Origin of the sequence: Halorubrum sp. 2020YC2 (assembly GCF_018623055.1) — an archaeon.
Taxonomy (GTDB): domain Archaea; phylum Halobacteriota; class Halobacteria; order Halobacteriales; family Haloferacaceae; genus Halorubrum.
The window spans coordinates 661,950-676,776 of record NZ_CP076019.1 but is presented as its reverse complement, the minus strand read 5'-3'; the positions used below and the strand labels follow the sequence as shown (position 1 = coordinate 676,776).

Sequence of the window (14,827 nt, the reverse complement as noted above, 5' to 3'; positions counted from 1 at the left end):
CCGAGCCAGCGGGCGACGTCGGCGCACGCCTCGCAGAGCGGCCACCCGCCGTCCTCGACAGTCCCCGTCGGCGTGTAGCGGTCGCCGGAGTACCGGCCGAGACAGGGTGAATCGCCTGAGATACTTTCGGCGGGTCTGGGCTTCATTCACCTGCCTATCGCCTCGCGAACCCGTCTCACGGTGAGATGGGTGCGCTACGGTCCTCCGAGGTTTCCGGATTCACATTAAACTCGAATCGAACACCACCAGATCTGCTGTTACTAACCGAAATCGTCCACCCATGAGCGTCAGCAATCCGTTTGACAATAGTCAGCCCGAACCCCGTCCCGTCCGTCGCTGTGGTGTAGCCGGGTTCAAATATCTGCTCACAGTTCGTTTCGTCGAGTCCCGGCCCGTTATCGGCTATATAAAACCCATCTGTCGTCTGTTCGAGCGTCACCGTTACCGGTGATTCGCAGTGCTCATCGGCATTTCGGAGCAGGTTCTCTAGTAACCGCCGGATACGGGAGCGATCACCGTTGACGGGGATTCCGGTGTCGGGCACTTCCAAGGTATCTGCCGGACATCCGAACGGTTCCCACGCGTCCGTAGCGAGCGTGCTGATATCGACCTGTTCCGTCTCAGAAACGGTTTCGCCTTCCTTCGCGAGCGTGAGCAGGTCATCAATCATCTGGTCCATCCGCTTATGTTCTTGATTGAGGGAGTCGAAAAAAGTCTCATCGCCTGAGGTCCGGGCCATCTCCGCGGCCGTTTTCGCGTTCTGAAGCGGGGTCCGGAGGTCATGCGAGACAATCGAGGTGAACTCATCAAGTCGCTCGTTCTGCCTGATGAGCTCCTCGCGCTGTTGTTGTTCGCGGGTTGCGTCTCGGAGAATTCCGACAGAGCCGCGGAACTCGTCATCGAAGGGTAGCGCTGCCATGTGATCGTAACACGGCACCGTATCGCCGTCTTTCGTCTGGATATCAACGCGGAACTGCTGTGTCTCTGCCCCTGAACTCGAGACAATCGTCGCAAGCATATCGTTTGCCCGGCGAACTCCCTCCTCGGTTTTGACTTTCCCTGGTTGGCTGCCAATGATCTCATCACGACTGTACCCAACCAGGTCAACGAACGCCTGATTGACGTACTCAAATTCGGCGTCAGCGTTCACCACATAGATCGGGTACTCGAGTGCTCGCAACACCGTCGAGTACCGCTCTGATTCAATCTGCGCGCGATACTCTGTTGCGGCATGTTTGACGCGATTGGCTAAGCGTCGATGCTGGTCTGGGCCACCCTTCTGGAGATACCCAGTGACGCCCGCGTTGATTGCTTTGGCCGCGATCTCTTCGCTGCCTTTCCCCGTGTAGAGAATAAACGGAAGATCGCTGTACTGGTCACGAACGCTGTCGAGTAACTCAAGCCCATCCATGTCGGGCATTTCGTAGTCACTGACGACACAGTGGACCGTCTGGTCGTCGAGTGTTGCGAGCACCTCGTCTGGACTGCTCACGGTCGTGATATCAATGGCGTCTAATTCGTTCTCTAAGAACGATTCGGTCAGATCCAAAAACATCGGATCATCGTCGACATGTAAGATTTCAATTGACGCAGCGGCCGCTTTGTCCGGGTTATCGATCGACATCCTAACTATCGAATTACACGGGCTGTACAGAGAAAAATGACGGGTCTAACTCCCAGCCTCGACTACTCTCACATGGTGTCTTCGGACACGACTGATTTTGTCATATAATTTTTTGATCATGATAGTGCCTGCTCGTATGGACACTAGGAATTACCCAACAAAATCACGCTTCACTCGACTGTGTTGGTTACGATTGGGGCAGTAGCATAGGAGAACATCCGGACCCTCTTCACGCTAAAATCGGTCCCGCCCTGGACGACCACAGCGGTGCCGACGACCTCTGTGTGATGTCTTGGTTTACCACGAGATTCTCTTAACTGACTAGTCAGTTAGTATCGATCACGTGGCCCTCAAGAGTACTACTGGGAGGTTAAAAGGGCTGTGTTGAATCACCATACAGCAGCGGGGCATCCGCCTTTAGTTAGGCCTCACACCTCGGTTGTGTAGCGGTAGCGAGTGTCTCTTGTAAGATTGGTCGTTGCCTGTGGACCTTCTGAGCGTCTTCGATCAACCGTTCTAGAAGTGGCGGCGGTGAGTAGCCGAGATATTCACCGAGTTCGTAGAGGATGAGATGGGCGTGCGACCGAAAGGTCGCCGCCCAGCGCTCTGTCGGAAACACGATCCCATCACCCGCTTGCTCGGTCACCAGATCTAACAGATCACGGCTTACAAGCAGCGATAGCAACGCTGCGTACAGTAGGATCTTTACCGCTTGTTCACCACTCGTGTCGAACTCATCCAGTTCGTACTGCGGCTTCAACTCACGGAACAACGACTCAACCTCCCACCGACATCGGGAGGTCTGCGCGGCTCCGTTGAAATCCTCTGTATCTCGCACGCCGTTTCTGTCAGATTCAGATGATTTCAGCAACTCAATCGTAGTGTAACCAACATCTGCCGCAGCTACGATAGACTATGATGAACTTGGTATCTGATGATTGAGAATCGGTTTCTCGAATGAATTCTGTAGCCGAATACCGGATCATCCTACAGCTAAAGCTACAGTATATTTTTTGAACTTGTATAATATAGTTTAATAAGCTAAACAGTCGAGAATATTTATGGGGAGTCCGTAGGGGTTGGGAGGTGGATCTGGATGGTTGTCCCCGATTCAGACCCGGACACTTCGATGTCCGCTCCTACCGTGACGACAATCCAATACGCGAGATAGAGACCGAGCCCTTGGCCATGGACTAATGATTGCTCTTTTCCTTTAACCAGAACTTCTTCTTCTTCTTTCGGGATTCCAGGCCCCTCGTCCGCGATGGTCAGCACAACTGAGTCATTACGCTCGATTACAGTTGCCTTGACGGCCGGGTCCGAGCCGGTGTGCTCCGCAACGTTTTCGAGCAACTCCCACATGGCCGTCCCGATCCGTGGTAAAGTTTCTGCGACCGCAGTGTCCGGTAGCTCGGTTGTCACTCCCACTTCCGGGTGCCGCTGTTCGAGTTTTGCGATCGTATCGCTGACGGTCGGAATAATATCGACTGCTTGAAGTTCCGGCGACACCTCCCGATTCTCTTCGATCTGTCGCGCTGACTCGGCAATGTCCAACAGGCGTTCACCAGCCTGAACGATCGTCTCAGCGCTCGATTTAGCACCTCCGTCAAGTTCGTTTGCGAGCAGTTCGGCACGGCCATTGATCACCGTCAGTTCGTTCCGGACATTATGTCGTAACACGCGATTTAATACGCTGATCAGGCCCTCGCGCTTTCGTCGCTGGCTCGCGTCTTGAACCATCACTTGGACTTCTGTGACGTCGTCGGCCGTCCGCTTGTCGCGGCTCACAGAAGGGTCGTAAATTGGAACGAGCCGCATGTCGATATAAGTGGTGCGACCCGACTGTGTCACGATAGGGTGGTCGCGCATCTGAGCTGTCTGGCCATTTATGACCTCGTCGAGACGCTCCACTGCTGTTGTGAGGCTCTCGTCATCTGCGGCAAGTACTGAGATGTGCTCGCCAGTCAACTCTTCAGGCTCGTATCCCACGAATGATTCGGCCGACTCGGACACATAATTGAATCGCATCTCGATGTCGATCCGGAACACGAACGAGAAGCTCGCAGCCAGAATGGCCCGGTAGAGCTCGTTCCGTTGGTCGAGTTCGCGTTCTCGCTTTACCAGTTGCTGACGCTGCCGCTCGCGTTCCGAAATGTCATTGAGAGTCAAAACGTCTGTCTCCGATCCCCCGACACCCATTGACTGTGACGACACGAGGTAGTGGCTCGGCTGAGCGCCGTTGTTCTGCGTGACGACGTTTTTTGTCCCGTTCTGGGCCGCACGGAGTTCCGGAAACACATCTTCGAGACTCTTGCCGACTGATCCACTAAGATCCGGAAACGAGTCTACCATCGCGGCTGAGTAGTCTTTGATCCGACCATCGTCGTCGACGATCACGGTCAAGTTGCCGGCTTGGGAGGCCGCGCCGACTGCTAGGAACCGGTCGCCGAACAGGAACACTGCCCCGACTGCGAACCCTGCTACCCCAACTGGCGCGTAAATGAACTCAATCAACGTCGGTATCATAATAGCGATGAGATCAAAGATAACAGGCAAGCCGAGGAGGCCGGCCATGCCAGTCAGCAGCCGTGAGTCATACTCCGACTTCACATATACTTCGAATACCATGAACAGGCCGACGGCTGCGAGCACATACGAGAACCCAGTTGCTATCCAGTGGACTATACCGTGGTTGATCGCCAAATAGCGAAAAGGCGTGGTAGCTTCACTGATCGTAAAATAGAGGCCGTGTAACGGATTGGTAAGCTTCACCGTTGCCACGGAGAGAAACACGCCGGTACTGAGGAGACGTATACTCGAGTTCTGATGTAGTTGCCGGCCGCTATAGGCGGATGCGAAGTACAACCACGCCCAAACGGTCCCGAATCCGAACACGAGTCCAATAATATACGCGGGCTCCTTGAGTGGGTCCGGCACAAGAAAGTATCCCGTTTTGAACATTCCCCAGATTCCGGTCGCCACAAGCATTCCGACCAAGCCGCGACGGATGTCGGCGTCGGAGATCATCCTCGCACGCGGAATAGCCGCAAAACAGATGATGCCACTAATAAAAAATAAACTAATATATGCGATACCCGCTGGTGTCGTCAATACTCCAGCCATCACGCGGTAAATTCCCTACGCTTGTGACTTTCTGATATTGGGACACCCATCAATATGAGTGCGTTTGATGGTGTATATGTAATAACCTACGGCCGAATTATTTGATCTGATATCGGACTGATAGCTAACAAATTATTGAAATCTCTTCTCGGAGCCCTTCTGGCAAGCACAGTATCTCGAGTTCGGATCCCAAACTGGTCCCATCAGTCTACGGCGAGTTCGACCCCAGATTCGAGGCTGCCGAGCAGTATCACCTTCGGACACCTCACCTCTCAGTAGTGAAAGAGACGCTCCGGGAGAAGATTGGCGACGATGTCGCTGACGAACTCACCGAAGTCCTCGCACACGCTGAAGAGATTTCCAACAGCAACGAATGCCTCAGTATCGTCGAGGTCATGCTCATCCTCACAGCCCGCAACAAGGTCCTCTTCTACGACGTCTCGAAATGGGGAGAGGATACGGGTATCGCTTCGAAAGCAACCTTCTCACGGGCCAAATCAGCACTCGAAGATGCTGGCCTCATCGAGACTGAAAAAGTCCCACTAGACATCGGTCGCCCCCGACTTCGGCTTATCGCAACCGACGAACTCGCGACAGCAGACCTGAAAACACTCTCCACCGAGATCCGGTCTTCGCTGTAGCATCCGCCCCACGACAGCCACCGACTATCGAGACGGGAATATGATGCTTCTCCGACTCAAGCGTGAGATGATGCAGTCAAAATCGCTGTGTAGAGGGTGTGATACGTATTCTATAACACGCAGGTCGCGTTAACTTTGGCGTGAATTGTGGTAGACGGCGAAGGCTTCGAGCCAGTTTTGAGCTGTCTCTAACGCGACATTGCTGAAACTATTCGTAAACGATGATGTTCGTCGTTCTATTTCTCAAAAGATACGTTCGATAGCATTCCGATTTCCACCTTGAATGAGTTGAAATCGATAGCCGTCTTCAGCGAGAACGGATCCGAGATAGTCTGCGTCATCGGCGAGAAATTCCACGCTATCGAGCTGATAGCGCCGGTGTAGCTCGGTGAGAAACCATCTCGTCGTCTGTTTATTTGCGGTCGGATAGCGGCTCACGTGAAGGATCTCGTTCGTCTGTGGATCAACCGCGCCGTACAGCCAGAACTCCTGGCCGTGGAGGCGGATCATCTTTTCGTCAACCGCGAGTTGATCCTCGGAGACGGTCGAGGTCGGCTGTAGTTCGGCCTTATGAACCCAGTTATGGATCGCGACATGACTCCGATCGATCCCAAACAGTTCAACATGCTTACTTACCTCTTATGCTGACATACCGGCCAAGTGACAGCGGATCCCTACTCCAATCGCCCATCGCGGCGTTCGATCTCGCTCCACAAACGACAACTCGATCCACGCGATACGTTCGCTGAGGCGCTCGGTTTCGGCCATAGACACTCTGAAGTCGAGCGCCTCATCCCGACCACCGGAACGTGCTCCAATCGCTCGACGCGCTCGTAGACCGGCGTCACGGCGCCGACGGCGAGACAGTCGCACGCCTCGCCGTTCGCGAGGACACCCGGGTCGTGGACGAACTCGATCTCCGCGACCGGTTCCGGCGCGACCTTGACGCCGACCGCGTGATCTCGCTCGTCGAGGACCTCGGGTACCACGCCGGCGAGCGCGAGCTTGTAACCGATGGCGGTATCGATCAGCCGGGGAGTACCGGCGACGAATCCGAACGCGGTTTCGGCGGCAGAAAGGGAGGAATACGCAGGTGCGTACCTCTGACGTGGTGTGCCGATCACACCAAGACAGATCAAGGGCTAGATACAGAAAATTTTGCTGGGAAACGCGGCTGATGACCGACGGCGGTCGCGAACAACGCGACGACCTGGAGCGGATCGCGGACGCCCTCGAACTCCAGAACGCGCTCCTCTTACAGCTGGTCCAGGACCGAGAGCGCGAGCGCGCTCAGGCGCTTCCGGACCCGGACCACACGGGCCGGGTCGGACCACGCGATCGCGACCGACGTCGAGAGCGGACACGACGCGTGGGGCGTCGACCCCGAGTAGATGCCCCGGGCACTCGTCGACACGAGCGTGCTCTCCGCGGCGGCGTACCGCCGGGACAGCGCGCACGAGGACGCACTCCCGATCCTCAGGGGGATCGACGCCGAGGACGTGTCCCGCCCCGACGTCGCGACCGATCCGTATCAGCCGGACCGAGCGAGACGCGCCCCTCTTTCGGGCAGGTGGACACGGCGGGCCGGCGGGGTCCGTTCCGGACGGCGCGGACCGTTCGGAACGCGCCGGGTCAGTATAAACCACGCGTCGGGCGGGCCCCGACGCATGCCGACTCGCACCGAGGCGACCAGCACCGCGCGACGACACCGTCTGGTACGACCCCCCGGATTCCAGCGCGACCTCTTCATCGCCGCCACCGAGGTCGATGTCGAGGAACTGCCGAAGGGCCTCGCGCTGAAGGAGCGCTTCGAAGCGCGCTACTCCGGCCCGATCAACCACAACCGCCTGTACAGCGACATCGGTGTCCCCGTCGTCGCCGCGGTAGTAGTACTGAGAGTATAGGGAGCCTGCTGCGGGCAACGCTCGGAATCCGCTCCGACCCGCGACTACCGACGCGACACGATCCGCGCGGCCATCACGCCGACGAGCGCGATCATGCCCGCCATCGCGAGGTAGATCGCTAGTCCGATCAGTTCGCCGTTCGACCCGTTCACGCCCGCGAGGCCGAGGAACACGACGGCGATGACGGCGTGGAGCGCGAACACGCCGGACGGGACGTTCGCTCCGAGTTCGAATCCGATCTCCATACCGGGGGTTCGGCCACCGTCGGAAAAAGTCGTCCGGTCGGAAGGCGCGACGGCGCCCGCGACCGACGCGGTCCCCCACACTAAAGCGACCGCGGCGCGAGGGACACCTCGATGACCGACGCCCCCTCCCGACGCGAGTGGCTCGCCGCGGTCGGCGCGGCGGCGACCGCCGGCGCCGCCGGCTGCGCCGCCCTCGACAGTTTACCCGCGGACGGCGACAGGGACGCCCCCGACGTGGAACCCGGCGCGGGCGACTCGACGCGGCAGACGATTCCCTCGGGCGTCGCGCAGTTCCGCGGCTCGCTGGAGCGGTGGGGGTACTACCCCGACGAGACGGTGCCCGACGCGGTCGAGGAGGCGTGGCGGATCCCCGAGGTCAACACCGGCGATCACAGCGCGGCGAAGGCGAGCGCGGTGCCCGCCCCCGACGGGGGCGTCCTCCTCCCGGGCGACACCGGCGATCTGCTCGCGATTACGGCCGACGGCGAGGTGCGCTGGCGCGGCGAGACGGACGCCGGGGGGCGCGGGATCCACGGGACCCCGGCGGTGGCTGACGGCCGCGCGTACGTCGGCGCGTACGACGGCGTGCTCTACGCGTTCGCGCTCGGCTCGGGCGAGTTGGAGTGGTCGACGAACCTCGGCGGCTCCATCGGCTCCAGCCCGCTGTACGTCGGCGGCGAACTGTACGTCTCGGTGGAGTTCCCGACCCCCGAGGGGCGCATGTTCGCGGTCGACGCGGAGACGGGCGAGGTCACTTGGGCGGAGCCGGACCACCGGCCCACCGACCACCCGCACTCCTCGCCGGCCGTCTCGCTCGACGCCGGCCGGATGGTGTGCGGGTCGAACGACGGCTATCTCTACTGCTGGAGCTTCCCGGACCTTGAGTTCCGGTGGCGGTTCGCGACCGACCCGCCGGGGACGAACAGCGGGGAGATCAAGGGCCCGATCGCGACGTACGACGGTGCCGCCTTCTTCGGCTCGTGGGACCACAGCGTCTACCGGGTCGACCTAGAGACGGGCGATGAGGACTGGGCCTTCGAGACGGGCGACCTCTCGATGACGGGACCCGCCGTCGACCCCGAGCGCGACGCGGTGTACATGGGGAGTCACGACGACCACCTGTACGCGCTCGACGCGTCGACCGGCGAGATGGAGTGGCGCTTCCGGACCGGCCGCCCCTTGACCGGCTGCGCGACCGTCGCCGGCGACCGCGTGCTGACGGGGTCGAAGGACGGGAATCTCTACGCGCTGGAGGCCGACTCGGGCGAGGAGGTGTGGCGGGTCGAACACGACGGGTGGATAACGAGCGCGCCGCGCGTCGTCGACGGCGACGTCTACTACGCCGAGCGCGCGCCGGACCCGGACGGCGGTGACACCGACGGCGGCGGCTACAAGCTCGTCGCCGCGGAGTAAGAGGAGACTGCTCTAAAACCGATTCTACAGCACGTCGCCGATCCGGACCGGCTCGCCGTCCAGCTCCGGATCCTCCGCGACGATTGTCAACACCTCGTGGTCGGTGACGTCGCGGTACGACTTCCCGGTCGCCTCCTCGATCAGCGCCTTCTCCAACTCGAACTCGGTCCCCTCGTAGACGACGTCGACGCCGCGGTCGGTGAACGTCAGGTCCGTGCTCATACGCTCGGCTACTCCGTCCGCGGGCATAAGCGGCACGCAAACGGGAGGGCGACGGAGTGGCGACGCGTCACCGCGGGCTACCGGCGCCGAACCGGAGCCGCCGTCAGATGACCCTACAGGCGGCGTCGTGTCCGGACTCACAGAGTCGTTCGAGCGTTTCGCAGGCCTGTTCGTTCCCGTTCGCGCAGAGGCGTCGGGCGAGCGCGACCGTCGCGGCCGAGGCGTCGTCGCCCTCCGTGTCATCGACGTCGTCCGCCCGCTGGTCTCGGTTCGCGTCTCCTGAGCGACCGGCGCCGAGCCTTCGCCGTCGGCGACTCCGTCGCGTCGTGCGCTCGGGTCGGTTCGTTCCGCCGTACCTCCGTGACATATGGTAACACATGCCTCGAAAGACTATAAATCTCAACGGGTCGTGCGAACGGTACGCACACCGGGCGCCGCCGGTCGTCCTCAGGGAGTACCGCTTCGTCGGAGGCGCTCCACAGGAGAACGGGGTCTCAGTCGTCGTCGTCGTCGCGCATCTCGGAGAGGCGGCCGACGAGGTCGTCGGTGTCGGCGTCGCCCTCGATGGAGACGTCGCCGTCGTGGTCGTTCTCGTGGACGTTCACCGCGTCGTCCTCGTCGGTGTCCACGTCCTGGTCCTTCTGTTCGCTCTCGTCGTACGATCCAAATCCCATACCCGAACCTTCGGCGGCAGGGTGAAAAGCACAGCGACCACGACTCGGTACGGGAGCGGTTCACGCGGGAGCGGGGACGCTCCGGGGAAACGGCGCCGGAACGCGGAGCGCCCGCCGCGTCCGACGAACGTCGGACGCCCCGCACCGTTTATACCCGCGGGGCGACTGCTCCCGGTGTGTCGCTGCGAGGAGACGGGCCGGTCGAAGAGCTCGCGATCCCCTCGGGGACGACCGTCGAGGAACACGACGTCGTCGTCGACGGCGACGTGCTCGTGGGCGGACAGTCGACGGTCGAGCTCGGCGTCCGCGGCCGCAACGTCGCGATAGGCGAGCGCGTGAGCGTCGCCAACGACATCGAGGCCGAGGGCGACTGCCGGCTCGACACCTGGTGTTCCGTCGACGGGAACGTCTTGGTGGGCGAAGACGCGTACATCGGCGAGCGGGTGACCGTCACCGGCCGCCTGATGGTCTCTGGCGACCTCGACATCGGTGACGACGTGACGATCGAGGAAGGGTTCGAGGCCAACGGCTGGATCGTCATCCGGAACCCCGTGCCGACGATCGTCTTCTACTTCATCGTCCTCTCGCAGCTGCTGCGCGTCGGTGAGACCGACGCGGCCGACGAACTGGCCGAGGCGCTCGCGGACGGCGACGACGTCCGCGACCCGCTCTTGGTCCCGCGGAGCGCCGAGATATCCGACGACGCCTGGCGCGTGTCGACGCCGGCGACCGTCGGTGACGACTGCCGGCTCCACGGCAACCTCCGCGCGGAGTCGATCCGCGTGGGCGAGCGCAACGAGGTGTTCGGATCGCTGCGCGCCCGCGACGACATCGCGGTCGGCGGCGAGACCGTGATCCACGGCGACGTGACGACTCGCGGCGGGACCGTCACCGTCGAGGCCGGCGCGCGCGTGCTCGGTGACGTCTCCGCAGGCGACCTAGTCGTCTACGACGGGGCGGAGATTCAGGGCACCCTTAGGGCGCGCGGGGAAATGAAACTGATCCAAGAGACGGAGCGGGAGAGCGAGCCCGAGGAATCAGAGACCGAGGAACCGGACGAGAACGAGTCCGAGCGATCGGACGAAGCCGGGACCGAAGACTCGGACGAAACTGGGACCGGAACCGACAGCGACAGCGAATCGGACGAGGATGTCGGTTCCGACGACGACGCGGCCGAAAGCGAGACCGCGGAGTCCGCGCGCGAGACAGAGGCCGCCGAGTCCGAGGGGGGGCCCGACCCCGGGACTGAGGAGACCGCGGCGGTGACGGCCGACGCGAAACCGTCGGCGGACGGGTCGGGATCCGAGGGCGATCCCTGACCCATCGGGGCGAATGCGTTCGATTCGACCGGGTCAAAACCGTACTATCTGTTTTTAGCGACTAACACGCCGGCTATCGCGTGATAACCGGAGTGTTTTAACCGATAAATGGCCGGTCGGACGAACGTTTAACTCGATTTTAGCCGGTTTAATTTCGGGGACTCTCTAAACTGACACAAGGCACTTACAACGGGCACCGAAAGCGCCGGCCGCGTCATGAGCCGATCGCTGACAGCGACCCGCCGCGCGACGCTGGCGGGACTGGGTGCGCTCGTCGCCTCGAGAAGTGTGACTACAGTCGCCGCGGCCGCGGAAAGCGAGTGGAGCGTTGAGGAGACGGAGACGGACGGTACGCTTCACGACGTGGTGTCAGCGGATGCTGGCCGCTTCGCCGTCGGCGGCGGCGGTGTCCTCACCGCGCCCGCGGAAGCGGGCTGGAAGAAGCTCCGCGACGGCGGCCCGACCGGAAACGGGAACGACCTCTACGGGGCGTCCGTCACGGACGACGGCGAGCGCGTCTGGTTCGTCGGCGCCAGCGGCGCCATCGGGGAGTACGTCCCGGCGACGGACACGCTCGTCGACCACTCGGCGCCGATGGGCAACACGAACAACTACAACGACGTCGCGGTCACCGGCGAAGCCGGCGAGGCGAACGTCTACGTCGCCGGCGACTCCGGGAAGATCTACTACAGCTTCGAGAACGGCGCGACGGGGACGTGGGACTACGTCACGCCGGGCGGCGGCTCCGCGCTCCCCGCGATCGACTTCCACGGGCCCCGGAGCGGCCACGCGATCGACACGAACGGCCGCGTCTTCGTCACCGACGACGGGGGTACCTGGAACGCGATCGGGATCGAGAACGCCGACGTGACGTTCTACGGGCTGGACAGCGACGCGCCCGACGACGTCGCCGTCTCCGGAGGGAACGGCACCCTCCTGACGTACGACGGCGCGGCCTGGACGCCCGACGTCCTCGGTGATGCCGACCTCGTCGACGTCGAGACGGACGGCGAGGCGGGCTACGTCGTCGGCAGCGGCGGCGTCGTTCAGGAGCTGACCGCCGACGAACAGGTCGTCCTCGACACGCCGGTCGGGGAGAGCCTGAAGGCGGTCGACGGCGACGGCGACGCCGTCGTCGTCGGCGCCGGCGGTACCGTCCTACGCCGGTAACGGCGTCGGCGGTGGCCGCCACGAGAACAGCAGTCGCGACGGTCCATACCCGTCGTCCGCGACCTATCGGGTCCCTCTCAGTCGCCGTCTCCGTCGGGGGCGGCGACGAACACCTCGTCGTCGAGCCGCGCACAGACCTCGTCGGCGAGCGTGCGTAGGTTCACGGTGTCCTCGCGGTTGTACGAGACGAGCGTCTCTAAGGCCTCGTCGCTCCCGCGCTCGTGCTCGCGCCACAGGCGGACCGCGTCGCGGCCGGAGATGTCCGGCCGGTCGCGCTCGATCCCGATCTCTTTCTCTATCGGTTTCAGCCCGCCCGAGAGCCCGATCCGCTTCGCGGGGTACATCAGGTCGAGGTGCGGCGTGTCGATTCCGACGTCGAAGGAGGTCTCGAGGAAGGGGACGTCGAAGCGCGCGCCGTTGAACGTCGCGAGCAGGCTCGCGTCCGCGAACTGCTCGCGGAGCCGCCGCGCGGTGAGGTCCTCGCCGGCGACGAGCGTCGTCGTCTCGCCGCCCTGGTGGAAGCTGACCGTCGTCACCCGGTCGCGCCGCTCGTCGAGCCCGGTCGTCTCGATGTCGAAGAAGCAGGTCTCCTCGCGGAAGTTCTCGTAGAGCCGCCACCGCTCGCCGGAGGGGAACTCCCGGTCGAAGTACGCGGAATCGCCGTCGTCGAGCCGCGCCAACGCCTCCGCAATGAACGACTCGATCCGGTCGGCGGTCGTCGCGCCCACGCCCGCGACGTCGACCGCGGGGTCGAACTCCTCCCACCTCGTGACCCCTCGCTCCCAGAGGCGCCGTTCAGTCGTCTCGCCCACCCCCTCGACGGGGATGAAGCTGTTCTCGATGCGCATGTCCGTCCCGGAGCGACGCGCGGCAAAAAACCCGACGGGAGCGGCCGCGCAGCCGACATCGGGGGAAGAGGTAACACGGTCGGGTCCCGAGACGCGACCGTGAGCGACCGACCGAGCCGGCGGGGAGGAGAGAGATGAACCGGACGAGCCGCGGCGACGTCACGCTGATCGGCCACCGCGGCTGCGCCGGGCAGTACCCGGAGAACACGGTCGCGGCCGTCGAGCGCGCGGCGCCGCACGTCGACGCCGTCGAGATAGACGTGCGTCGGTGTGCGACCGGCGAACTCGTCGTCTTCCACGACGCGGAACTCGACCGGCTGACCGACGCGTCCGGGCCGGTCGCGGACGCCGACCGGGACGAACTCCGCGGACTGACGGTTCACGACTCCGGCGAGCCGATCCCGGGGCTCGACGAGGCGCTCGCGGCCGCGCCCGACGACCTCCTCGTCAACGTCGAACTCAAGGAGCCGGGCGCCGCGAGCGACGCGCTCGACGCGGCCCGTCGGGCGGAAACCGACGTGTTATTCTCGTCGTTTCACCCCGAGGCGCTGGCGACGCTGCGAGAGCGCGACCCGACGACGGACCGCGCGCTGCTCGTCGCTGACGAGGGCGTCGAGCGCGCGGTCGAGGCGGCGACCGACCTCGGCTGCGCCGCGGTCCACCCCCCGATCGATATCGCGACCGAGTCGGGGTTCGTCAAGACGGCGCACGACGCGGGTCTGACGGTCAACGCGTGGACCGCGGCCGACCGCGAGGACGTCGAGCGGCTCCTCGCGGCCGGGGTCGACGGGGTCGTCTCCGACCGGTGGGACCTGTTCTGAGTCGGGGAGGGCGTCCGCTCCGTCGCGGAATTAAGTGTCTCCCGGACGAACGTGGGACACATGTGCGGCCGCTACACCCTCTTCACCCCGACCGCCGACCTCGAAGCCCGGTTCGGCGCCGACTTCGGCGGTCACGAGCCGAGCTACAACTGCGCGCCGGGCCAGTCGCTCCCCGTCGTCACCGACGAGGACCCCGAGGAAGCGACGCGGATGGAGTGGGGCCTGACGCCCTCGTGGGCCGACGAGTCGTTCGACCTCATCAACGCCCGCGCCGAGACGGTCCGCGAGAAGCGGAGCTTCGCGGACGCCTTCGAGCGCCGGCGCTGTCTCGTCCCCGCCGACGGCTTCTACGAGTGGGTCGGCGGCGACCGCGGCTCCGGGAAGACCCCCTACCGCGTCGCGTTCGAGGACGATCGGCCGTTCGCGATGGCGGGCGTCTACGAGCGGTGGGAGCCGCCGACGCCGGAGACGACCCAGACCGGGCTCGGCGCGTTCGGCGGCGGGAGCAGAAGCGGAGACGATGGTGCCAACGACGACCCGGACGTGATCGAGACGTTCGCGATTGTGACCACCGAGCCGAACGACCTCGTCGCGGACCTCCACCACCGGATGGCGGTAATCCTCGACCCCGATGCGGGTGAGGAAGAGACGTGGCTCCGAGGGGATCCGGACGAGGCCGCCGCCCTGCTCGACCCCTACCCGAGCGACGAACTCACCGCGCACCCGGTGTCGACGCGCGTGAACTCGCCGGGCGTCGACGCGCCGGACCTGATCGAGCCGGTCGCCGGGGACTGAGCGGCGGCTACCGGAGGAAGGGGTCGGC

Annotated in this window: 14 protein-coding genes and 3 pseudogenes; 9 read left to right on the top strand and 8 right to left on the bottom strand. The window is 63.3% G+C overall.

All coding sequences use genetic code 11. The annotated features are described in order from the left end of the window. Positions 1-175 precede the first annotated feature (175 nt). The 3 genes and pseudogenes from KI388_RS03350 to KI388_RS03340 form a co-directional block, all read right to left on the bottom strand. Positions 176-1,624, bottom strand: coding sequence for a response regulator (locus KI388_RS03350; RefSeq protein WP_215087974.1), 1,449 nt, complete (start codon positions 1,622-1,624; stop codon positions 176-178). A gap of 421 nt (positions 1,625-2,045) precedes the next feature. After that, positions 2,046-2,420, bottom strand: a pseudogene (locus tag KI388_RS03345) (IS4 family transposase); the annotation flags it as partial. 263 nt (positions 2,421-2,683) lie between these two features. Next, entirely contained in the window at positions 2,684-4,651 is a 1,968-nt protein-coding gene (locus tag KI388_RS03340; RefSeq protein ID WP_251133196.1) for an ATP-binding protein, read from the bottom strand. A 227-nt stretch (positions 4,652-4,878) separates the two neighbouring features. On the opposite strand from KI388_RS03340, the gene KI388_RS03335 reads away from it, so the two are divergent. Continuing rightward, positions 4,879-5,388, top strand: coding sequence for a DUF5821 family protein (locus tag KI388_RS03335; protein WP_321169312.1), 510 nt, complete (start codon positions 4,879-4,881; stop codon positions 5,386-5,388). A 129-nt stretch (positions 5,389-5,517) separates the two neighbouring features. Here KI388_RS03335 and KI388_RS03330 read toward each other — a convergent pair. Beyond that, positions 5,518-6,156: pseudogene (locus KI388_RS03330) on the bottom strand (IS6 family transposase). Between the two features lie 41 nt (positions 6,157-6,197). Here KI388_RS03330 and KI388_RS15220 point away from each other — a divergent pair. The 3 genes and pseudogenes from KI388_RS15220 (at position 6,198) to KI388_RS03320 (ending at position 7,292) form a co-directional block, all read left to right on the top strand. After that, on the top strand, positions 6,198-6,566 hold the full coding sequence (locus KI388_RS15220; protein ID WP_251133195.1) for a hypothetical protein: 369 nt from the start codon (positions 6,198-6,200) through the stop codon (positions 6,564-6,566). 213 nt (positions 6,567-6,779) lie between these two features. Then, positions 6,780-6,890 (top strand): annotated as a pseudogene (locus tag KI388_RS15215) (VapC toxin family PIN domain ribonuclease); the annotation flags it as partial. A 165-nt stretch (positions 6,891-7,055) separates the two neighbouring features. Continuing rightward, entirely contained in the window at positions 7,056-7,292 is a 237-nt protein-coding gene (locus tag KI388_RS03320; protein ID WP_215087972.1) for a hypothetical protein, read from the top strand. A gap of 44 nt (positions 7,293-7,336) precedes the next feature. Here the strand turns inward: KI388_RS03320 and KI388_RS03315 are convergent, their stop codons facing one another. Next, positions 7,337-7,537 carry a hypothetical protein gene (locus KI388_RS03315; protein ID WP_215087971.1) on the bottom strand — a complete coding sequence of 67 codons (201 nt, stop codon included), beginning with the start codon at positions 7,535-7,537 and terminating at the stop codon, positions 7,337-7,339. 111 nt (positions 7,538-7,648) lie between these two features. Between KI388_RS03315 and KI388_RS03310 the strand changes: the two genes are divergently transcribed. Further along, positions 7,649-8,950 carry a PQQ-binding-like beta-propeller repeat protein gene (locus KI388_RS03310; protein ID WP_215087970.1) on the top strand — a complete coding sequence of 434 codons (1,302 nt, stop codon included), beginning with the start codon at positions 7,649-7,651 and terminating at the stop codon, positions 8,948-8,950. Positions 8,951-8,974: 24 nt separating this feature from the next. On the opposite strand, the gene KI388_RS03305 is transcribed toward KI388_RS03310, so the two are convergent. Both KI388_RS03305 and KI388_RS03300 read right to left on the bottom strand, forming a co-directional pair. After that, positions 8,975-9,172: a DUF5800 family protein gene (locus KI388_RS03305; protein WP_215087969.1), complete on the bottom strand. Its 198-nt coding sequence runs from the start codon at positions 9,170-9,172 to the stop codon at positions 8,975-8,977. Positions 9,173-9,666: 494 nt separating this feature from the next. Beyond that, on the bottom strand, positions 9,667-9,846 hold the full coding sequence (locus KI388_RS03300) for a DUF5786 family protein (protein ID WP_215087968.1): 180 nt from the start codon (positions 9,844-9,846) through the stop codon (positions 9,667-9,669). A gap of 176 nt (positions 9,847-10,022) precedes the next feature. On the opposite strand from KI388_RS03300, the gene KI388_RS03295 reads away from it, so the two are divergent. Together KI388_RS03295 and KI388_RS03290 are read left to right on the top strand one after the other, a co-directional pair. Beyond that, positions 10,023-11,165: a polymer-forming cytoskeletal protein gene (locus KI388_RS03295; protein ID WP_215087967.1), complete on the top strand. Its 1,143-nt coding sequence runs from the start codon at positions 10,023-10,025 to the stop codon at positions 11,163-11,165. Positions 11,166-11,453: 288 nt separating this feature from the next. Beyond that, positions 11,454-12,335, top strand: coding sequence for a hypothetical protein (locus KI388_RS03290; RefSeq protein ID WP_215087966.1), 882 nt, complete (start codon positions 11,454-11,456; stop codon positions 12,333-12,335). A 77-nt stretch (positions 12,336-12,412) separates the two neighbouring features. Here KI388_RS03290 and KI388_RS03285 read toward each other — a convergent pair whose 3' ends face one another. Continuing rightward, on the bottom strand, positions 12,413-13,183 hold the full coding sequence (locus tag KI388_RS03285) for a ribonuclease H-like domain-containing protein (RefSeq protein WP_215087965.1): 771 nt from the start codon (positions 13,181-13,183) through the stop codon (positions 12,413-12,415). Positions 13,184-13,317: 134 nt separating this feature from the next. Between KI388_RS03285 and KI388_RS03280 the strand changes: the two genes are divergently transcribed. Beyond that, positions 13,318-14,004: a glycerophosphodiester phosphodiesterase gene (locus KI388_RS03280; protein WP_215087964.1), complete on the top strand. Its 687-nt coding sequence runs from the start codon at positions 13,318-13,320 to the stop codon at positions 14,002-14,004. A 60-nt stretch (positions 14,005-14,064) separates the two neighbouring features. Continuing rightward, positions 14,065-14,799, top strand: coding sequence for an SOS response-associated peptidase (locus KI388_RS03275; RefSeq protein ID WP_215087963.1), 735 nt, complete (start codon positions 14,065-14,067; stop codon positions 14,797-14,799). The last annotated feature ends 28 nt before the right edge of the window (positions 14,800-14,827 follow it).

Coding starts and splice junctions, on each gene's coding strand:
- KI388_RS03275 (WP_215087963.1), top strand. CDS start 14,065: ATGTGCGGCCGCTACACCCTCTTCACCCCGACCGCCGACCTCGAAGCC.
- KI388_RS03280 (WP_215087964.1), top strand. CDS start 13,318: ATGAACCGGACGAGCCGCGGCGACGTCACGCTGATCGGCCACCGCGGC.
- KI388_RS03350 (WP_215087974.1), bottom strand. CDS start 1,624: ATGTCGATCGATAACCCGGACAAAGCGGCCGCTGCGTCAATTGAAATC.
- KI388_RS03315 (WP_215087971.1), bottom strand. CDS start 7,537: ATGGAGATCGGATTCGAACTCGGAGCGAACGTCCCGTCCGGCGTGTTC.
- KI388_RS03305 (WP_215087969.1), bottom strand. CDS start 9,172: ATGAGCACGGACCTGACGTTCACCGACCGCGGCGTCGACGTCGTCTAC.
- KI388_RS03285 (WP_215087965.1), bottom strand. CDS start 13,183: ATGCGCATCGAGAACAGCTTCATCCCCGTCGAGGGGGTGGGCGAGACG.
- KI388_RS03340 (WP_251133196.1), bottom strand. CDS start 4,651: ATGATCTCCGACGCCGACATCCGTCGCGGCTTGGTCGGAATGCTTGTG.
- KI388_RS03310 (WP_215087970.1), top strand. CDS start 7,649: ATGACCGACGCCCCCTCCCGACGCGAGTGGCTCGCCGCGGTCGGCGCG.
- KI388_RS03300 (WP_215087968.1), bottom strand. CDS start 9,846: ATGGGATTTGGATCGTACGACGAGAGCGAACAGAAGGACCAGGACGTG.
- KI388_RS03320 (WP_215087972.1), top strand. CDS start 7,056: ATGCCGACTCGCACCGAGGCGACCAGCACCGCGCGACGACACCGTCTG.